The organism is Allobosea sp. OK403 (genome assembly GCF_900113835.1).
GTDB lineage: Bacteria > Pseudomonadota > Alphaproteobacteria > Rhizobiales > Beijerinckiaceae > Allobosea.
In genome coordinates, this window is record NZ_FOQV01000013.1 from 12,855 (window position 1) to 33,652 (window position 20,798).

The 20,798-nt window shown below is 57.0% G+C and carries 17 protein-coding genes and 1 pseudogene; 16 read left to right on the top strand and 2 right to left on the bottom strand.

The features are described 5' to 3' along the window. Positions 1-281: 281 nt before the first annotated feature. The 13 genes from BMZ97_RS26835 (at position 282) to BMZ97_RS26895 (ending at position 16,886) form a co-directional block, all read left to right on the top strand. Positions 282-1,028: a helix-turn-helix domain-containing protein gene (locus BMZ97_RS26835; RefSeq protein ID WP_092177237.1), complete on the top strand. Its 747-nt coding sequence runs from the start codon at positions 282-284 to the stop codon at positions 1,026-1,028. 948 nt (positions 1,029-1,976) lie between these two features. Then, positions 1,977-2,345: a hypothetical protein gene (locus BMZ97_RS26840; RefSeq protein WP_244546612.1), complete on the top strand. Its 369-nt coding sequence runs from the start codon at positions 1,977-1,979 to the stop codon at positions 2,343-2,345. 45 nt (positions 2,346-2,390) lie between these two features. Beyond that, entirely contained in the window at positions 2,391-4,004 is a 1,614-nt protein-coding gene (locus tag BMZ97_RS26845) for a class I adenylate-forming enzyme family protein (RefSeq protein ID WP_092177239.1), read from the top strand. 407 nt (positions 4,005-4,411) lie between these two features. Next, positions 4,412-6,547 (top strand): acetate--CoA ligase family protein, encoded by a 2,136-nt coding sequence (locus BMZ97_RS26850; protein WP_244546613.1) that lies wholly within the window; start codon positions 4,412-4,414, stop codon positions 6,545-6,547. After that, entirely contained in the window at positions 6,547-7,353 is an 807-nt protein-coding gene (locus tag BMZ97_RS26855) for an enoyl-CoA hydratase/isomerase family protein (protein ID WP_092177243.1), read from the top strand. The genes BMZ97_RS26850 and BMZ97_RS26855 overlap by 1 nt, the downstream gene beginning before the upstream one ends. Positions 7,354-7,461: 108 nt before the next feature. Next, positions 7,462-8,520, top strand: a complete 1,059-nt coding sequence (locus BMZ97_RS26860) for an ABC transporter ATP-binding protein (RefSeq protein ID WP_092177245.1) — start codon at positions 7,462-7,464, stop codon at positions 8,518-8,520. A 23-nt stretch (positions 8,521-8,543) separates the two neighbouring features. After that, positions 8,544-9,629, top strand: a complete 1,086-nt coding sequence (locus tag BMZ97_RS26865) for an extracellular solute-binding protein (protein ID WP_092177247.1) — start codon at positions 8,544-8,546, stop codon at positions 9,627-9,629. 55 nt (positions 9,630-9,684) lie between these two features. Beyond that, entirely contained in the window at positions 9,685-10,503 is an 819-nt protein-coding gene (locus BMZ97_RS26870; RefSeq protein ID WP_092177249.1) for an ABC transporter permease, read from the top strand. Positions 10,504-10,507: 4 nt separating this feature from the next. Further along, entirely contained in the window at positions 10,508-11,305 is a 798-nt protein-coding gene (locus tag BMZ97_RS26875) for an ABC transporter permease (RefSeq protein ID WP_092177251.1), read from the top strand. Positions 11,306-11,497: 192 nt separating this feature from the next. Then, positions 11,498-12,172 (top strand): hypothetical protein, encoded by a 675-nt coding sequence (locus BMZ97_RS26880; RefSeq protein ID WP_139221348.1) that lies wholly within the window; start codon positions 11,498-11,500, stop codon positions 12,170-12,172. A gap of 106 nt (positions 12,173-12,278) precedes the next feature. Then, positions 12,279-13,904 carry a class I adenylate-forming enzyme family protein gene (locus tag BMZ97_RS26885; RefSeq protein WP_092177255.1) on the top strand — a complete coding sequence of 542 codons (1,626 nt, stop codon included), beginning with the start codon at positions 12,279-12,281 and terminating at the stop codon, positions 13,902-13,904. A 140-nt stretch (positions 13,905-14,044) separates the two neighbouring features. Further along, complete coding sequence (locus tag BMZ97_RS26890) at positions 14,045-15,490, top strand: aldehyde dehydrogenase family protein (RefSeq protein WP_092177257.1); 1,446 nt, start codon at positions 14,045-14,047, stop codon at positions 15,488-15,490. Between the two features lie 334 nt (positions 15,491-15,824). Continuing rightward, a complete protein-coding gene (locus BMZ97_RS26895; protein WP_092177259.1) occupies positions 15,825-16,886 on the top strand; it encodes an amidohydrolase family protein in 1,062 nt (353 codons plus the stop codon). 79 nt (positions 16,887-16,965) lie between these two features. On the opposite strand, the pseudogene BMZ97_RS26900 reads toward BMZ97_RS26895, so the two are convergent. After that, positions 16,966-17,197 (bottom strand): annotated as a pseudogene (locus BMZ97_RS26900) (transposase); the annotation flags it as partial. On the opposite strand from BMZ97_RS26900, the gene BMZ97_RS26905 reads away from it, so the two are divergent. Further along, positions 17,195-17,425, top strand: a complete 231-nt coding sequence (locus tag BMZ97_RS26905) for a GMC oxidoreductase (protein ID WP_348272134.1) — start codon at positions 17,195-17,197, stop codon at positions 17,423-17,425. The pseudogene BMZ97_RS26900 and the gene BMZ97_RS26905 sit on opposite strands and share 3 nt — an antisense overlap. A 184-nt stretch (positions 17,426-17,609) precedes the next feature. On the opposite strand, the gene BMZ97_RS26910 is transcribed toward BMZ97_RS26905, so the two are convergent. Further along, positions 17,610-18,608 (bottom strand): LysR family transcriptional regulator, encoded by a 999-nt coding sequence (locus BMZ97_RS26910; RefSeq protein WP_244546614.1) that lies wholly within the window; start codon positions 18,606-18,608, stop codon positions 17,610-17,612. Here BMZ97_RS26910 and BMZ97_RS26915 point away from each other — a divergent pair. Together BMZ97_RS26915 and BMZ97_RS26920 are read left to right on the top strand one after the other, a co-directional pair. Next, complete coding sequence (locus BMZ97_RS26915) at positions 18,592-19,530, top strand: alpha/beta hydrolase (protein WP_092177263.1); 939 nt, start codon at positions 18,592-18,594, stop codon at positions 19,528-19,530. The two genes, BMZ97_RS26910 and BMZ97_RS26915, sit on opposite strands and share 17 nt — an antisense overlap. Positions 19,531-19,547: 17 nt before the next feature. Further along, positions 19,548-20,660: an NADH:flavin oxidoreductase gene (locus tag BMZ97_RS26920; RefSeq protein ID WP_092177410.1), complete on the top strand. Its 1,113-nt coding sequence runs from the start codon at positions 19,548-19,550 to the stop codon at positions 20,658-20,660. Positions 20,661-20,798 lie beyond the last annotated feature (138 nt).

A 20,798-nucleotide genomic window follows, 5' to 3' on the forward strand; every position in this document is an offset into this window, starting at 1 on the left:
ACCTTGGGTCGGCGGCTGTCGGCTTCAATAGAGGCCAGAACCTTCGTCGCCTATATGCAACATATTTTCCATTCGGAAAATATGTTTCCTATCTTGAACAAATTCCCCGACACGCGCTTGCTGGAATGGTCGCTCGGGATTATCTTCCGTCGGATTCGCCGAAGCTCTTTTTTGGCTCAATTCCGGGCTGGAGTGGCTGTGAAGACCGGCGGTGTTGGCAAATCCGCGTTCGCGAACCGCCCGTCCGCGAACGGGGAATTATAAGGACGGCAAATTCCGACATGACCGATGCTGTAGAAGGCGCCGCCCGAAAGCCGAGGCCCCGGAAATCTGCCACGAGCACTACGCCTCTCATAATTCCCGATGGCGAGAGCTTTGAAGCTAAGCCTCCCCAGCAAAACGGTTCGATTTTGCTGCCCGACGCCGGCTCTGGCGACATAGAGCTCGGACCTAAATTGAAGCAGGTGAGGCTCGCAAAGAGCTGGACTCTTGAACAAGCGAGCAAAGCGACAGGGGTCGCCCGTTCCACGCTCTCGAAAATCGAGAATGGGCTTATGTCCCCAACCTTCGATATCCTGCAGAAGGTCGCACGTGGACTTGAACTCGATATTGTCGAGTTTTTCGACAACCGTGGATCGTCGGATGCGTTCGGTCGCCGTACCATCACCCGTCGTGGAGAAGGGCGCGTGTTTCCTGGCCGCACCTATCAGCATGAGCTTTTGTGTACGGAGCTTGTCCGAAAACGTTTCCTCCCATTCCGCGCTGAAATAACCGCTCGGACTCTCAGCGAATTTTCGGGCTGGGTCCGACACGAAGGAGAGGAGTTTCTTCTCGTCCTTGCCGGATGCGTTGAGGTTCACACTGAATTTTACGAGCCTGCCACGCTCAACGAAGGCGACTGCATCTATTTTGACAGTCGAATGGGCCATGCCGTTGTCAGTACGAGCAGGGAGAACGCAACGGTGGTATGGATTTGTAGTGACAGCGATCTTGAGATTTCCGTCGGCTCGCGGACTGAGGTCGGTTGACATCCGCCTATTTTGGCGGCGTCCCGTCGAACGTTTCCGTGGCCTCGATCGCAACGTCGTATCGACGGACAAGAGGGGCCTCGCACCATTGAAGTATGAGAGATGTAAGAGTTCTGCCCGTGCTTGCGGCCAAGAGGCCTTAGTATAGGAACCGGCCGCGTCGGCGTTCCAGTCGGCCAAGCAGGCAACCGCGCAGCGGCGCGATACAGGGTGGAGCCCAAGGCCCCTCCATCCGCACACTGCGTATAATTGCCGTGAAAAATGCATCCGCTTGCTTGGCAATCTCACTGTCGTGGCCCCTCCGGGCAATCCGCCATCGGAGATTAGTGACAACCCGGTTGCCAGACAAGTTATTTTTGGGCTTGGACAAAGCTCGCCTCGGAATCCAAAATGCTCTTGGAAACAGGATGACGGGGGCCCGGCGGGCTTCGCCCATCTCTCATTTCACTCTTCATTGCAACTCATGGCATTCCTCCAGGCAGGCTGTTGAAGCAGTGTCCTGTTTGGCGTTGAGGATGCCCTCGTCAGGGTTTCAGTAGGCGAAGTTGATCTGGATTTCGGCATCGTCTGGAGTAGACCCGGTTTCGAAGACACCCTTGACGTCATTCTCTGGATTAGACGATGCCGCGTTTTCGAAGTGCTTATCCGCCGGAGTTCCGGCGACAGATGATCGAGTTGGTCGGCGGCTCCGTCGCGCCCTGCGACATTTCTAATTGAGCCAACCCGGGATATCTCCGGGTATCGCAGCTAAAATTTTTTGAACCCCGATTGGGATTTAACCGGGCACCCGTTAGCAAAAAACGCTTCGACACTTGTCAGGCAACCTGTTAACATCTACACTCGCGTGTACAGAGATTTTTTTGCCGCGGCCATCAGCCTTTGAACGTGAAGAGCGAACCAATGCAGCCACAAGAGCAAACTGAGCCCGAAGCCACACTGCGAGTAAGAATGAGCGCTCAAGATACAACCTATCGCAGCGTCATCATCCCAGCCGCTCGGCTCATGGGCTTTTTCGCCGATTGCGTCACGCAGATCACGCTTCGCGAAGATCAAGACGGTAGCCTCTTGGCTGCGTACGAAAACGCGCAGTTCAAAAAATCGGTGCATATCGGGGACTATATCGAGTTTCAGGCTCGAGTGGTCTCGCGCGGGACGAGGTCACGCCGCATGGGCGTTGTGGCGTTGCGCCATATCCGGGCGCCGGGGCCAGGCGAGTCCGACAAGCCGCCTGGTACGATCTGCGCCCCCCCGGAAATCGTTGCGGAGGCGATCATCGTCGTCGTCGTCCGCAAAAAAGAAGATATCGCCGTGGCTTGACTGCCAATTACTTGCAATCTCCCATCTTCGGAAGTTGTCTTGGCTATGACATCTGCTTCTAATTTCCAAATTCTTTGTAGAGAGATTGAGAGCGAGACGCTTTCAAGTAATTTTGGTGAGGTGTTCGACAATGCAGTCAGGGCTTATGCGACAAAGCCAGCCTGGATACCTGTGGACAGTCCGTCCAGCGCCCTTACCTACGCCGATTTAGCTGACCTCGTCGCGAAATCGGCCAGTGCGTTTGCTCACATGGGTGTCCGTAAAGGCTCGCATGTAGGCTTGATCATGCCGACGGCGCCGGAGCATCTCGCGGCCTGGGTAGCGCTAGCCAAGCTCGGTGCGGTTTCGATCGGAATCAATCCCAGTTATACTCCGAATGAACTCAAATACACGCTAACAGATGGCAAAGCGGATTACGTCCTTGTAGCATCTGATTTTCTGGATAATTTGAAGAGTTCCGGCGTTATTGGTTCGACTGTCGATTCTAAAAACGTAGTTGTTTGGGAAGAAAACTTAGAGTCGAGCGAAACCTGGAATAAACTGCTCGAATTCGCCAAAGATATTCCCGAGTTTGCGTCAATTGCACTCGAAGATCCCATCAACATTCTCTATACGTCGGGATCCACGGGATTTCCCAAGGGGTGCGTCCTTCCCCATTCGTATTGGGTTGTCAAAGGAAAGGTCATGGCCAAGCTGTGGCCTGACGTAACGCGCATTCAAAGTGACGCCCCGTTCCATTACATGGGCCCGCTCTGGCGGTTCGCGTTCGCCTGCTATTTGGGGGCGGCAGTCTGCGTTTCACCGCGCGCGAGCCTCACGCGCTTTATGAAGAGATGGCAGGACAATAACATCGATTTTGGATGGGTTAACAATGCGATGAGCATGACGACGCCCGGTGAAACCGATGGGAAAAACAATCTTAAAGTACTCGGTGCCTCGAACATCAATCCGCGGCTTCACCGGGCCGCTGAAGCCCGCTTCAACGCTGTCATTCGCGAGCATTACGGGATGACGGAAATCGGACTGGCAATCGTCATGCCGAAAGAAGCGGTCGAAATGGTGGGCAGTGGCTCATGTGGTGTCGTAGCCCCTTTCCGCGATTGCATGATCGCGGATGAGAGCGGCAATCCGGTCGCCACTGGCGAGATCGGGGAGCTATACGTCAGCGGAATGGGGATCGTAAAAGAGTATATCGGTCGACCGGAGGCCAACAGGGACGCTTTCACGGGAAAGTGGTTCAAAACCGGCGACTTGTTCCGCCAGGATGAGAATGGCTTCTATTACTTTCATAGTCGCATCAAGGATATCATCCGACGCAGCTCCGAAAACATATCGGCCACTGAGGTCGAGGCTGCGCTCGCAACGATTGCCGAGATCGAAGAAGTTGCTGTTGGTCCTGTGGCCGATCCTATGAGAGGCGAAGAAGTTAAGGCTTTTATTATTCTAAAAGAAGACGAAAGCCCCGATACCGTGACGCCGGCCAGCATAATTGCACATTGTAGCCATCTTCTGGCGAGGTATAAGCTTCCCAGATACTTCCAGTTTTTCAGCGAATTTCCGCGGACCAGCTCCAATAAGATTGCCAAGAAACTGTTGCTCGACGGCCAGGGGACGTCCGTAACGGGTACTTTCGACGTCACGTCTGGAAAATGGTCTTGATCCATGATCGTCTGATAGAGGTCTGACTCTCTAAATTCGTTTGCTTCGCCGGCCAAGCGTAATTCATGGCCCGGAAGGCGGCGCCGATCAATCGGGATCGCTTCTGGGTTAGGGACGGGGAATTCGCGCAGGGCGCTTGTCGGCGCGCTCCCGACGGTCGGTGCCGTCGTCATGTTCTCGGTAAAATGCGGTGCACTCAGACTTGTCAGGCAACCTGCTTAGTGTTATAACCTGTCACCTTTTTAGAGGCGATGGGGCGGCGGCTTGGCGACGGCACGGAAAACGAGGACATCGGCGTCGATTCAGTGACTGCCCAGGCTTGCGACAGCATGCGTTTCAAGGGCGCCGTTGTTATTGATGACTTGGTCGATATGCATTGACCGAGCTGGTTTTACATGGAGACTACCTTGAATTCGTCGCAGAAAAACCTCCACGCCTTGTACAATCCAGGTCACATTGTGATCGTGGGATTCTCAAGGGATGAGAGCAAAGAGCCCGCTATTTTTCTCAGGGAGCTGCTCAATCAGGGGTATAAAGGCAAGATTTCGCTTCTCGGGCGCGAGCGTGGGCAGTTTCAGGGTTGTGAAATGTATGACAGCGCTGCCGCGCTGCCCGAGGGAATTGATCTCGCTTTTAATATGGTGGCGGCAGGAAAAACGTTGGATATCCTGCCGCAAGTCGCGGCCCGGGGCGTCCCGGCCGCAGTCATCTTCACCTCGGGCTTTGCGGAGATGGATCCGTCGGGCGCCGATCTTCAGCGCAAGCTTGTCGAGGCTTGCAATGCAAACGGGATGAGGGTGGTCGGGCCGAACTGTCCAGGGTATTTCTATCTTCCCAACGGCATCAATTTGACGGGTATTCCCGACATCCCTCAAGGTCCGATCGGTCTCATCTCACAGAGCGGCAATGTCGGCATAACCCTCTGGGATCAAGCCAAAACGATCGATATCGGATTCTCTGCTTTTGTCGGCGTCGGGAACCAGGCCGACATCCCAATCCATGATCATATCGAGTATCTTGGCCAGGACGACAACACGAAAGTCATCGCGCTCTATCTGGAGGGTCTACCCGACGGTCACGGGCCCCGCTTCGTGTCGGTGTGCCGCGACGTCAGCCGACGGAAACCCATCGTTGCCCTGAAGGGCGGCCGGACTGTCGGCGGGATGCGCGCAGCGCAGTCGCATACTGCGGCAATGTCTTCGGCGTCGAAGGTCTATTCTGCGCTGTTCAAAGACTGCGGCGTGATTGAAGTTGCTCACCTTGAGCATCTGCTTCCTATCGCTGAAGTACTTTATCGTTGTCCTCCGATGAAGGGCCGCCGAGTCGCAATCGTCGGGTCAGGCGGGGGGCATTCCACCGTTTCGACGGACGAGGTGGAGCTCGCCGGCTTGACGGTCCCGGAATTCAACAGCGAGCTTCAGGCAGAGTACGGCAAAAGGTTGCCGTCCTATGCGCCAAAGCGGAACCCCGTCGATATGACGGGCGGGTTTACGAAGGATCCGACGCGCTTCGCGCAAATGACTGAACTGGTCCTCGCTCACGATCCCAACTTCGACGGCTTCATCAACTATGGGCTGTACGGATTTTACCGTAACGGGAAGCCGCCGGCGGATGCTGTGCACACCTATGAGAGTGCCGGGCCCGTAATCGGACATGTTCAGGCCCGCAGTGGGCTGCCGGTAATCTTTTACACGCCATACGCATACCGGAGAGATCCGGCCTATTCGGCGCTTCGTAATGCCGGCATCCCTTGCTACCCCAATATCCACCTCGCAGCATTGGGACTGGCCGCGCTTTACGAGCGTAACCAGCTTTTGACGAAGGCTGCCGACACCGATGCCAAGGTTGACGGCCCTGCGGAGACTTCGGCCAATCCGGCCTTGCACGGCACGGGCATTACCGAGGCGACGGCGGTCGCCTATCTATCCGGTTTCGGCATTCGCTTCCCCAAACTGGAGCTATGCCAGACCGGGGACGAGGCCGCTGTCGCCGCCAAGCGGATCGGCTTCCCGGTCGTGCTCAAGGCCGTCCTCCCGGGCGTCATGCATAAGAGCGATGTCGGAGGCGTTGCGGTTGGCCTCAGCAGTTCGGCTGCGGTCAGCGAAGCTGCGACAACGATGACCGGACATGTAACAGCCGCGCTCGGCGCAGGCCGTCAGGACGGCTTTTTGGTTTCGGAAGATCTCGGAAAGAGGCGTGAACTCTTCGTCGGCGTGCGCAAGGATTCGCTGATGGGTGCCATTGGGTTGGTCGGATTCGGCGGAGTCTATGCTGAAGCTGTCAACGACACCGCCATATGTCTGCTGCCGGCGACGCCGGCGCGTGTCGCGGCCTGTCTGGAGCGTTTGCAGAGCAAGTCGATGTGGACCGAGTTTCGGGGGGAGCCGGCAGTGGCCCCCGCCAAAATTGCCGCGCTGTTGAACGCGCTGGATCGGGCGCTGGCCGCAGATCGGCTGACCGCAATCGAATGCAATCCCGTCATGATCGTCGGCGGTGACCTCATCGCGGTGGACGCCGCGATCGAAACCACAGAGGTGGCCTAATGGATACCGACCTGCCCATTACGACGATCGAGAACGGCGTGCTCACGCTGACATTCAATCGCCCCGAGCGGCTTAATGCCCTGACGACTCCGATCTATCGCCATATTCGCGATCAGGTGACGGCTGCCAGCACGGATGACGCGGTGTCCGTGGTTCTGATCAAGGGCAATGGCCGAGCCTTTTCGTCTGGCTATGACCTTAAGGCGCAGATGTCCAACCGGACCATGGAGCAACGCCTCACCAGTCAACACCTCGATGCGAACGGGGCCCGTTGGGCGATCTGGAACTGTCGCAAGCCTGTAGTCGCAGCCGTTCACGGGTACTGTCTGGGCGGTGCCCTGGAGTTGGTTCTGCCGACCGACATCACGATCGCAACGGAAACCTGCAAATTCGGCGTTCCCGAAATCTTGTATGGCGGCGGCCCGGCGTTCAACATGTTCCCGTGGATGATGAGCCACAAGAAGGCCAAGCAGATCATACTCTTGGGTGAGCACTTCTCCGCTCGGGAGGCATATGAGGTCGGGCTGGCGACAAAGGTGGTGCCGGACGATCAGCTTTCCGAGGCGACCGACAGCTGCGTCGAGCGCTTGAGGCGCATGCCGAAGGGAGCCCTGTGGATCAACAAGCAAGGGCTGAACAGGGCCTATGAGACCCAGGGCATGGTGCCTCACATCAACAGCTGGCCCGACATGCTGACCGTGCTCACGCAGATGCCCGACCCCACCCGGGATGGCTTCAAGGAAAAAGTTCTTCAGGAAGGACCGAGGGCGGCCATGAAGTTTCGCGACGCGATGTTCGACAAGTAGTTTTCGCAGGGCCCGATTTCGCCAGCTCCGACGTTTTGACCACGCATTTATTCGGGCATCGAAAAGCTGCAGCAGCCGGCCCATCAGGCAACGCACCATGGAACGACGATGACAAACAGAGCCGCAGTCCGATTCAGCGACGTCTCGAAACAATACGGGTCCACGACCGTACTTTCGGACTTCAATCTCGACGTCAAGGCCGGCGAGTTCGTGACTCTGCTAGGGCCGAGCGGATCCGGGAAGACGACCGCATTGAATGCGCTTGCCGGTTTTGTCGAGATTTCCAGCGGCGATATCGCCATCGACGATAAAAGCGTGGCGAAGCTGGCCCCCGAAGAGCGCGGGATCGGAATGGTCTTCCAAGGCTATTCGCTGTTTCCGCATATGAACGTGTTCGATAATGTCGCGTTTCCGCTGAAGCTCAGAAAATATAGTCGATCCGAAATAGCAAGGCGCGTCGAAGACGCTTTAGGTATGGTCAGACTTTCTGACTTCGCCGGCAGAATGCCGAAAGAACTCTCGGGGGGTCAACGTCAGCGTGTCGCGTTCGCCCGCGCGGTCGTGTTCGAACCGCCGGTCTTGTTGATGGATGAGCCTCTCTCTGCGTTGGATCTCAAGCTACGAGAGGCGATGCGGTTGGAAATCAAGCGCTACCACAGCCAGCTTGGATGCACGATTTTATTCGTGACGCACGACCAGGGCGAAGCGTTGGCGATGTCCGATCGTATCGCCGTGATGGGCAATGGCAAAATTGTCCAGATCGATACGCCGCGAAACATCTACGACCGTCCCAACAACCGTTACGTCGCGGAGTTTATCGGACAGACCAATTTTATCGACGCCGCGCTTCTGCGGCACGGCGTTCGTGGGGCCGGCCTGCTGCAGCCCTCAGATGAAACGGCTGGAAAGGAGCTTCCTCAGCTCTTGAGTGTCAGGCCGGAAAGACTGCGACTGGGAGTGACTGCTGAGCAGGCCGACGTTGTTTTCGATTGCGAGATCGACCAAGTCTTGTTTCTCGGCGAAAGCACCGAGTTGAGTTTAACGGCAGCAACGGGTCAGCCGCTTGTTGCCAGAACCGCAGGTGCAATTAATGATCAGCATACTGAAAGAGGGAGTAAGTTGAAGGTCGGCTTCGATATGAGTGATGCTGTCGTATTGTCCAATTAAACTCAAGATAAGGGGAACGTAAAATGACTGGTGAAATCGTAACAAGACGTAATGTCGTAGGCATGCTTGGCTCGGCTGCGGCCGCTTCTGCTCTGCCGGGTTCGGTCGCGTATGCCCAGTCCAAGGGGGAGCTCACGGTTGCGCTGCCCGGGGGCGTCGTAAAGGAGATCGAGACGGAGCTGTATGCGAAGACGCTGACGGCCGAGAAAGGCTATAATATCAAGGTCGTCGTCGCTGACAGCGGCGTCCTGGAGCAGCTTAGGGCTCAGGTCACGTCCAAGCGTGTGATCTGGGACGTTACGGAAATCAATTCGCAGACCTATCCCGCAATGGATCTCGATCTTCTGGAGAAGATCGATTACTCGATCGTTGATCCCAAGAATATTCTTCCCGCATACGCCAAGCGCCCCAACGCCGTCCTGGTGCTGGTTTGGGCTACGGCCCTGACCCAACGCATCGACAAACTGCCGGCTGGCAAAGAAATGACCAGTTGGGCCGATTTCTGGGACGTGAAGACCTTCCCAGGCCCGCGTGCTATGCGGCGCCAGGCAAATCACAACCTGGAATTCGCCCTTATCGCCGACGGAGCGCCGAAGGATAAGGTCTATGAGCTGCTCGCCACGGACGAAGGCGTCAATCGCGCCTTCGCGAAAATGGACAAGATCAAACCGCATATCAACGCCTGGTGGGAAAGCGGAGCCCAGGCTGTCCAGCTCATGTCGGACGGCGAAGTCTATTATTCGCCGATGTTCAACGGACGCCTTCAGAAGCTGACCGATTCAGGCATTCCCACCAAGATTGCGTGGGCAGGCGGCGCGTTCCACATCACCTATCATGGCATCTTGAAGGGGTCGAAGAACGTCAAGGAAGCGCATGAGTGGCTGCGGATCCGCGCGACCAATCCCGAACTTGCCGCGAAATATGTTGAGACGGTTCCCTATCCCGCGGCCATTCCGGGCGCTTTCGACAAGCTCCCCGCAAAGCTGCAGGCCCTCCTGCCCACCACGCCTCCGAATCCGGAGATCATGTATATCGCCGACGAAGGCTTCTGGTACTCCGCCCGGGGCGACAAGATTCGCGAACGCTTCCTTGAATGGGTTATTTCCTGACGTCACCTCACGCGGAGGGCATTCGTGCCCTCTGCACTCCAACTCGAGTGGTGCAATGCAAAGATTCGGTTCTCTTCTTCTACTGCCGGGATTGGCGCTTATTGCAACATTTCTGGTTGTGCCAAGCGTCGATACGCTTTTAAGCAGCGCGTTCGATCCGGAATTTTCGGCGAAGCATTTTATCGCTCTCTGGGAACGGACCGCTTATTTTCAAGTTCTGGCCAGGACCATCACCGTTGCGTTGGTCGTCGCATTCCTGTGTGCCCTGATCGGATATCCGATCGCCTACTATATTTCTCAACAGCCCCCGAAGACCCAGGTCTGGCTTCTGTATCTATTCCTCATCCCGATGTGGATGAGCGCGCTTATCCGTTCCTATGTCTGGATCGTTCTGATTGGTCGAGAGGGTATCGTAAACAACGTTCTGATGAGCATCTCTCTCATCGATACGCCTTTGAAAATGATGTATACGACCGGTGCTGTTTACATCGCCATGGTGCAGATCATGCTGCCGATCCAGGTGTTCAATTCATACAGCGCCATGAAGGACGTCGATCCGGATTTGATCAGGGCTGCTCGTGTCTTGGGTGCGCGGCCCGGGCAGGCCATGCGTCGGGTGTTCCTCCCCCTCAGCATCCAGGGCACGAGCACTGGAGCCGCCATCGTCTTCATGATGTCCACCGGGTTCTTCGTCACTCCGGCCCTGGTCGGTGGGCGGCAGGACATCATGCTCGGCAACCTCATCACGTTCCATGTCGAGCGCATGAATCCGGGTTTCGCCGCCGCCCTTGGCATCGCGCTTCTCGCCTCGGCTTTGATCGGCGTGATTTTCATCAAGAAGATGGGTTCACTCATCGCCCGAAAATTGGTGTAGAGACATGAAAACCAGCAAGGCGTTGAGCATATTTTTTTGGGTGGCCGCCGCTTTCCTGATTCTGCCGCTCTTTATCGCAGTTCCGATATCTTTTTCGAATAACGAATTCCTGCGCTTTCCTCCGACCAATCTGGGGTTGAGGTGGTACTGGGCCTATCTGCTTGACGAGCAGTGGCGAGACGCGACGCTGCTGTCGCTGCGTGTCGCTCTCTTTTCATCGCTGCTGGCAACGTCAGTGGGCACGATCACGGCACTCGCCATCGACCGTGGGGTTGCTCACCTGAAGGGCCCGCTGCTGACGATCATAGGCTCACCGGTCGTCATACCCCATATCTTCATGGCGCTTGGTATCTTCGTGATCGCGCTCAGGTTCAACATATTGGGAAATGAGGCTGTTCTGATCGGTGCGCACGCAACGATGGGCCTGCCTTTCGTCGTCCTGATCGTTCTTGCTCAGGTTCAGCAACTCGATATTGCGATCGAGCGTGCCGCCCGGATTCATGGCGCAACGCCGGTGCGGACGTTTTTCTCCATCACCCTGCCCTCGCTTCGTCCCAGCATCATCGCGGGCGCCATCATCGCCTTCTTCACGTCTTTCGATGAACTGACGGTGGCGCTGTTTTTGATGAGCGGCAATGAAACCCTCCCGATGCGGCTGTGGGCGAACATGCGCCTGGATATCAGTCCCGTGATTGCTTCCGTTGCCACGGTGCTGATCGTCGCGACAACGGCTGGAATGCTCGTTGCGGAGTTCTTACGCCAAAGGGCGAGTGACCGGGAACTTGGTGGTCTTGGTCACTGAGCTCAGGTCACGGCACCCAAGGGTCCATTTAGATAGGGAATGTACGTGTCGCTGACGTTTCCACTCCAAAGACACTTCAAAGCTGTTCTTAGGCAGTCGCCAAGGTATCAAGGCTCGATACACGACGATGCAACCGCAAACAGATATGGGTTCGAGTCGGCACTGATACCGGGCGACCACCTGTATGGGTTCATGAGCCAGATCGCGTTAGAGCAATGGGGAGAAGATTGGCTGATCGCCGGCACGATATCCTCCCGTAGCAGGCGCCCGGTATATCACGGACAGACACTCCTGCTCTCGGCATCTGGCATGATCGACGATGATGTCGGAGCGCGGGTGGATATCGCCATCGCAAACGAAGCCGGAGATGTCGTCGCTAAGGGTTCAATTGGCTTGCCAAAATGCGTCAGCCCGCCGCCTGATGTAGTCGAATTCCCGGTTATCCCGCTGCCCGGCGCAAAGCCAATTATCGCGCGAGGGGAAATGACTGTTGGGAAGCGACTTTTCACGCTTGGCCTCGTCCTCGATGATGAAGAGCATCAGGAGGCGGTGGCGCAGTTCCAAGAAGTCTGGCCAGGCTACGCATCCAGAAAGATCGTGCCTGCCGCACGGCTCTTGCGGGTAGCGCTTCGCGATGAGGTGGCGAGCTACACGTATCCGACGCCGTCGATCTATGTCGCGGCGCGCGCTCAGCACCTTTCCTTGGCTTATGCCGGCGACGTGCTTTCGACGTCGTCGATCGTGACTAATTCCTATGAACGAAATGGCGGAGAGTATTTTGACTGCGATACGGCCTTGATTGCCAACGGAAGCAGGTTGGTCGCTCTTTTCCAGCGAACGACACTTTACGCAGCAAGGCAACAATAGCCTCAATCGAGGAAGATTATGCGTCCAGAATCGCGATGTACGCTATCTCCGACTGAGTGGAATGTCGATCCAATGCATATAATGTGCGCAAATACAGGAACATCCGATGTCTGACGCCGTATTGACACGATGGCAGGAGCGCATGCGCCTGGTCGAGCAATGTACGTTACCTGAGACGGTGCCTGTGCTCCTGGACGACGCGGCCGATCGCTATGCCGAGCGCCCGGCTCTTGTGTTCTTCGATGACGACGTGACCTTGACGTATGCGACCCTTCGAGATCTGACATGCCAGCTCGCCAACAGTCTTGAACGACTTGGCATCCGGAAAGGCGATCGCATCGGCGTGATGCTCGGGAATCGGGCGGAGTTTCCTATCAGTTGGGTTGCCATCGCTCGTATAGGCGCGGTGATCGTGCCGATCAACCCGAGCTATACCGCGAGGGAATTGAGCTATGTTCTCAACGACTCCGGCGCATCAACCTTGATCATTGAGGACGAATTTCTACCTATTCTGGGGCAGTGCACGGAACGGCCCGCAGATCTGGGCGACGACAGGATTATCGTGCTCGGCCCATCAGCCCCACAAGGCATGCGACGCTGGAATGATCTCGTTTCGGCAGGCAGCTCGGTTCACAGACCGGTAGAGCCCGTAAAGCGGGACGATCTGTTGAACATTCAATATACGTCCGGAACGACAGGCTTTCCGAAAGGATGCATGCTGACTCACGATTATTGGCTCGTGATTTCCCGAACGGCCCTCGCCGTGGACAACCAGGCATCGTCGCGTTTGCTGACGGCCCAGCCTTGGTTTTACATGGATCCACAATGGCACTTTCTTAAGGCTCTGTGGTCCGGTGCGGTCGTATATTGCGCCAAGAAGCCGTCATTGTCGAAATACATTCCGTGGCTGAAGACCTACCGGATCGAGTGGTGCCAATTTCCAAAGCTGGCGATGCAACAGCCGGAAGCCGCCGATGATGGAGCGACGCATCTGAAGCATGCTTTCATATCCGGATGGCGGGGTGATGCGGAGCTTGCCTTTCAGACGCGCTTTAATGTGATCGGCCGTGACATCTTCGGAATGACCGAAATTGGGATGGGAACGGCCATGCCGTTCGATGCCTTCGATATGATCGGCAAGGGTTCCTGCGGCGTTCCCACGCCATGGCGAGGCGCCCGGATCTGCGGCGCGGACGGGCAGGAAATGGCGCACGACGAAGTCGGCGAGCTCGAGATTTCCGGTCGTTCAATCCTTAAAGGATATTGGAACAAGGCGGAGGCGACCGAGAAAGCCTTCAATCAAGAATGGTTCCGCACTGGCGATCTGTTTCGGCGGGACGAGCACGGTTATTACTATATTGTTGGGCGCATCAAGGAAATGATCCGCCGCAGCAGCGAAAATATCTCCGCGCGTGAAGTTGAAAGCGTGGTGCAGATGCTTCCGGAGGTTGCGGATGTAGCGGCTGTACCCGTTCCCGACGCGCGTCGTGGGGAGGAGGTGAAGATCGTCGTTCAGCTGAAGCCCGGTTTTTCGCAGAATGATTGTTCGATAGAGCGAATTGAAGCGCATTGTCGCGGCATGCTCGCTCCTTTCAAGGTGCCGAGGTATTACGCGTATGTGACGGATTTCCCGCGAACATCGTCCGGCAAAATCTCGAAATCACTTCTGAATTCGGCTGAAAACGATTCGCTGATGGGAGCGTTCGACAGGGTGGATGCTGTCTGGCGATGAATACAGCTTCGATGATCACCCGGCCCCCATTTCGAGTTCGGTGGTCTACACGATGCTTAGTGTTCGAGTATCGCATTTCGGGCACTGCATGGCCTAGCCAGAGTTATGGAATTCGCTTCGCGCGCTAATTGGGACAGCCTATGACATCGATTTTCAAGAACTTGATCGCCGGCGAGTGGGCCGCTTCGGGTAACGCCTCGCGGAACATCAACCCGTCGAACACCAACGACGTCGTCGGCGAGTACGCGCAAGGCTCGGTCGACCAGCTCAACGATGCGGTCGCTGCCGCGAAGGCCGCTTTCCCGGCCTGGAGCCGGTCCGGCCCTCAGGACCGCTACGAGATCCTGAAGAAGGCCTCCGACGAGCTTCTCGCTCGCAAGGAAGAACTCGGCCGCCTGCTCTCGCGCGAGGAGGGCAAGACCCTGGCCGAGGGCATCGGCGAGGCCGGCCGCGCCGGCCAGGTCTTCGCTTTCTTCGCCGGCGAGTGCCTTCGCCTGACCGGAGAGATGCTGCCCTCCGTGCGCCCGGGCGTCGGGGTGGGGATCACCCGCGAGCCGGTCGGCATCTTCGGCATGATCACGCCTTGGAACTTCCCGATCGCGATCCCGGCCTGGAAGATCGCGCCGGCACTGGCCTTTGGCAATTGCGTCGTTATCAAGCCGGCCGATCTGGTGCCGGGCTCGGCCTGGGCGCTGGTCGACATTCTCCAGCGTGCCGGCCTGCCCAAAGGCGTGCTCAACCTCGTCATGGGGCGCGGCTCGGTCGTCGGCCAGGCGCTGCTGCAGCACAAGGACGTCCACGCGATCTCTTTCACCGGTTCGGTCTCGACCGGCCGCAAGGTCGCAGAGGCCTGCATCGCCTCCTCGCCGATGAAAAAGGTCCAGCTCGAGATGGGCGGCAAGAACCCGCTCGTCGTGCTGGACGACGCCGATCTCAAGATCGCCGTCGAGGCCGCCGTCACCGGCGCCTTCTTCTCGGCCGGCCAGCGCTGCACGGCCTCCTCGCGCTTGATCGTCCAGGCCGGCATCCATGACCGCTTCGTCGAGGCCTGCATCGAGCGCCTGAAGGGGCTCACGATTGACGACGCTTTGAAGGCGGGCACCCATATCGGCCCGGTCGTCGATCAGAGCCAGCTCGACCAGGATCTGAAATACATCCAGATCGCCAAGGATGAGGGCGGCAAGCTCGCCTTCGGCGGCGAACTCCTGAACCGCGAGACCCCCGGCTTCTATCTTCAGCCCGCACTCTTCACCGAGACAACGAACGCCATGCGCATCTCGCGCGAGGAGGTCTTCGGTCCCGTCGCTAACATCATCCGCGTCAAGGACTACGAGGAGGCGCTCAGCGTCGCCAACGACACCGATTTCGGACTGTCCTCAGGCATCTGCACGACCTCGCTGAAGCATGCGACGCATTTTAAGCGCAATGCCGAGGCCGGCATGGTGATGGTCAACCTCGCAACCGCAGGTGTCGATTACCACGTGCCCTTCGGCGGCCGGAAGGGCTCGAGCTACGGCCCCCGCGAGCAGGGCGCCTACGCCAGGGAGATGTATACGACGGTCAAGACGGCCTACACGCTGGCTTGAGTTTGTTGCATTGTGCATAATCTTCGCGCCGGCCTCCTCGTTCACGCGCTCGAAGCTCTAACGAGTAGCGAATGGGCATCGGATATGCTCAGATCAGTAATGCGGGGCCATTGGTTTACCTGACCACAGATTCTAAAATTTCATCAATTTTGCAAGTATCTTGTCAGACCGCCATCGCAATCTAGTGCTTTCCCGCTAAGATTTGGCGAGATTAGCTTGTTTGAGGCACGTTTTTTCAAAGCGGCAACACTCATCTATCATCTTTTCCGAGATAAGATGACTCAATATAGTTAGTCAATAGACTTAAATTCTCTTCGCAGCGATTGGATTATTTATGACGGCCGAAACAATTGTCCCGACAGTGCCGCGATATCCGGTTGTCAGGCCGGAGTGGCTCTCCCTCATCAAGGAAGCGCCGCTCGAGCCCGATCTGCCGATCATCGATCCGCATCACCATCTATGGGATCTTGCAGGGGCCCGGTACATGTTCGACGAACTCATGGCCGATCTGAACACGGGACACAACATCGTGGCGACCGTCTATGCCCAAGCCTACGCGATGTACCGGAGTGACGGTCCCCAGGCGCTTCGTCCGATCGGGGAGATCGAGTTCGTCAATGGTGTCAGCGCGATGAGCGCAAGCGGAATTTATGGCCCCGCGCGTGTCTGCGCAGGCATCACCGGCTTCGTGGATCTGCGCCTTGGCAGCGATGTCGAGGACGTCCTCAAAGCAGCGGTCGCCGCGGGGAACGGCAGGCTCAAAGCAATTCGGCACATTACAGCATGGGACGAAGATGTATCCATACGTGGCATCGCCAGCCAGGCCACTCCGAACATGATGGCCGATCCAGCATTTCGACAAGGCTTTTCACATCTCGCCCAACATGATCTCACGTTCGAGGCCTTCCTTTATCATCCGCAACTGGACGAACTGACGGATTTGGCCGAGGCGTTTCCCGACACCCCTATCGTTCTCAATCACGCTGGAACACCGCTGGGTGTCGGCCGCTTCAAACATAAGAGAGCAGAAGTCCTGGCCGACTGGAAGAGGTCGATCGACCGCTTGGCCGCATGCCCCAACGTGTCGGTCAAACTCGGAGGGTTGGCGATGCGGAACTGTGGGTTTGAACTCGATCAGCGACCATTGCCACCGTCTTCTGAATACCTGGCCGAGATCTGGTCGCCGTTCGTAGATCACTGCATCGGCAGATTTGGCCCCGCGAAATGCATGTTCGAAAGCAATTTTCCCGTCGACAAAGGCTTCGTCAGCTATCCCGTTCTCTGGAATGCGTTCAAGCGATTGGCGAAAGATTACAGTCAGGAAGACAAGCATAGGCTCTTTAGTCGAACAGCCAATGAGATATATCGACTTGGCCTAGACAGATACTCTTTGTAGTGGGGTGGTTGAGATGAATGCCGCCGCAGGCTCGTCATGTGAGCGATTTCAGATCATCGCTTAGAGCCCATTTGGAAATTCACGGATGAGCGTTTCTGCGGGTGAGATTTCCGCCCATGGCGACGAGGATCATGGCCTTTGAGACGTCAGCCGCGCACGAGCCGGCGCCGGCGTGTCATCCATCCGAAGGTCCGCTCAATGACCCAACGGCGCGGCAGCACCTCGAAGCCCTGGGGACCGTCGCGGCGACGGATGATCTCGACGACGAAGTCGAGATAGGCCGCCTTGTCCATCAGCTTGAGGCGGTCATATCGTTCACCCGGTCCAACGGGCAGACCATTTACCACCCGGTTGGTACTCGCCGAATGGGCAGTCGGGCGGATGCGGTTGTCGACAGTCGCCTAAAGGTTCGTGGGATTACAGGGGTTCGTGTTGTCGACGCGTCTATCATGCCAACTCAAATCTCCGGAAACACCATGGCAGCCGTGCTGATGATTGCGGAGAAAGCTTCCGACCTTATACGTGAGGATCAAAAGTAGAATTGCTCTGTTTGGTACCGTCGTTCCCTTGGCTTGAGCCCCTTTTCTCTGCCGGCCTCACGGAGAACCTTGAGTTTCGTTTGTGACCTTCGGTGGCATGTTTTCCAGCGTGGATTTGAGGCGAATTCGACGGGCGTCATATTGCCAGCGCCCGAGTGGAGTCGATGTCGATGGTTCCCGACAACTAGAGCCGACTGGCAAGCAGATCTATGAACTGCCGCACCTTTGGTGCTAGGTGCCGACGGGTGGGATACAACGCAGTGATGGGTACCGGGTCCGCCGCATACTCCTCGAGTAAAGGTATAAGGCGGCCTTCCTCGATGTCTTTTCTAACAGCGTAGCCTGGGAGAAACGCGAGACCTGCTCCCGATATCGCGGCATCTCGCAACGCCTCTCCACCATCAAGCGACAGGCGCGCATGCGGTCTTACAAGGATCGGCTCCCCATCGACAATGAAGCGCCAAGGACGTGATTGCCCGGCACTGACGTATCCTAGGCAGCTATGACCCACTAAGTCGTCAGGGTGCTGAGGCCGTGGTCTGTCCGAAAGGTAAACCGGACTAGCCACCACGACATCATGCTGCTTGGCGATTGCACGTGCGATCAGACTGCCGTTCTCGCGAACATCACCAATCCGGATCGCCAAATCATACCCGTCTTCAATAATATCATTGATTCTGTCTGTAAGGCTGACCTCCGCTCGAAGTTTCGGTGCAGAATTCAGAAACTCACTAAGCAGCGGGAGGATAATGACACGCCCGAACGTCGCCGGCGCCGTTAAACGGAACATGCCCTGTGGCTCCCCGCCGCCAAGAGAGAGTGATTGCTCGGCCTCCTCAAGATCGCTCAGGATGCGGGTGCAGCGATCTAGAAAAATGCGGCCATCATCCGTTAGCCCCAGGCTTCGCGTGGTGCGATTGAAGAGGCGAACTCCTAGGCGGTCCTCAAGCCGAGCAACGCTTTTGGCAATTCCTGAGCGAGTCATTGAACGAAGGCGAGCTGCTCCGACAAAGCTCCCCGCCTCAGCGGCCGCTACGAATGTCACGATATCGCTAAAGTTATTTGGTGCCACCCGCCGCGTCCCTCTCCGCAGTGTTGACGCGCTGTCGCCAATCGGCAGCGTATATTGACGGCCTGAGCACATCAACGGCATCAGGAGTGAGATCATGGCCTTCAACGACATCGTGACGCATCGCCTCGCCCAATGGGCTGAAAGCCTCCAGGACCTTGGTCCTGTCATTCTTGGCGAGAACAAGGATGTAACGATTGGCCAAATCCGGAAATCCTACATCACCAAGATGGCCGAGCATCCGACACCGGCGGATGTGCGGATCGAGCAGATTGACATGGGTGGAGTTCCCGCGACGCTGATTACCCCGCGGGATATCGATGGCGACCGCGTGCTGTTTTATATCCATGGCGGGGCGTACATCGTGGGCGGACCCGAGGGGTATCACGGACTAGCGGCCGCATTCGCAAAGGCTTTGAAAGCGCGGGTTTACCTGCCGGATTATAGGCTCGCTCCGGAGCATACATTCCCAATTCCGATCGAGGACACGTTTGCTGCCTACCGTTGGCTGATCGAGCAGGGGCAGAACCCAAAATCGGTGACGTTCGCCGGGGACTCTGCTGGCGGGGCGATGGTCGTTTCGGTGATGGTCATGGCCCGAGATGCCGGCATACCACTACCGGCTGGTGGAGCCGCACTATCCCCTTGGGCGAACCTTGAGCACACCGGTGCTTCGATGTTCAACCGAGAGGGCCTGGACAAGTTGAACACCAAGGCGGGTCTAGACTTGATGGCTAGGACCTTCCTTGGTGGCGCGCTCCGGAACAGCCCCGAGGCGTCCCCCGTCTTCGCCGATGTGCGCGGTCTACCGCCGATCTTAGTACAGATCGGCGAGGGCGAGCTGATGCTGAGCGACGCCATTCGTCTCGCGTCGCACTTGGGTGAAAACCGGGTTCGCGTCTCGTTGGAGGTGTGGCCGGGCATGTTCCACGTTTGGCACATGTTCCACGCCGAGCTTCCTGAGGGCCGTGAGGCCATCGCAAATGCGGTGACCTTCCTTAGAGAGGCTGTCGCCTCGGCAACGATCGACATCTGATGACGGGTAGAGGCCAAATGAATCGTGAGATCCTTTTCGAGCCGCTGGCCATTGGCTCGATGACGCTTCCCAATCGCATCGTCATGGCCCCCATGACCCGCGCTCTTGCGCAAGATGGTGTCCCAGATGACATCAACGCGAATTACTATCGCAGGCGGGCAGAAGGCGGCGTAGGCTTGATAATTTCCGAGGGCACGGTCGTCGATCGACCCGCGTCTCGCAATGATCCTGGAGTTCCCTTTTTTCACGGAGAGGGACCGCTTTCGGGATGGAAGAAGGTGATCGATGCGGTTCACGCTGGAGGGGGCCGGATGGGGCCCCAGCTTTGGCATACGGGAGCGAGCACAACCTCGCTAACCGATTGGCAGCCGGATGGACCAATAGAAAGCCCGTCCGGCCTGGAGGCGCCCGGCCGCGCCCGCGGCGAACAAATGAGTGAGGAGGCCATCGCCGACACGATTGAGGCGTATGTCAAGGCTGCCATGGCGGCCAAAAACTTGGGCTTCGACACGCTGGAATTGCATGGTGCCCATGGCTATCTCATTGATCAGTTCTTCTGGGCCGGCACCAATCAGCGCACGGACCGATATGGTGGCACAACAACAGCTGAGCGCTCTCGCTTTGCGCGGGAAGTGATAGCAGCGGTTCGTGCCGCGGTCGGACAAGACTTTCCTATCATTCTTCGTGTTAGCCAATGGAAACAACAAGACTTCAACGCGCGCCTCGTCTCCACCCCGAATGAAATGTCCAAATGGCTCCAGCCGCTTGTAGAGTCCGGGGTCAATATTTTGCATTGCTCTCAACGGCGTTTCTGGGAGCCGGAATTTCCGGAGGTCGATGGGCGAAACGGCCTAAATTTTGCTGGATGGGCAAAGAAGTTGACTGGCGCCACAACCATCAGCGTTGGATCAGTGGGGCTGTCGGGCGAATTTGTCGCCGCATTTGCAGGAGAGAGTTCGATTAGTGTCGGTATCGATAGGTTGATTCAGCGTATGGAACGCAATGAATTCGACCTCATCGCCGTTGGGCGCGCACTGATAAGTGATCCAGGTTGGGTAATGAAAATACGTCAAAGAGATGACGCTAGTTTGAAAGGCTTTGATTCAAAAGATCTTAAAACGCTGTTATAAATGGCGGCAGAAACTTGCAAATCGGCCTGAAATAGGCCCCGCACTTCCCTACGCCTGGGAGATACAATAGCGTCCGATTGTTGCAATCCAGCGACGCGGGTTGAGGCCGGCGCTGTAGAGTCGACGGATCGGGAGGAA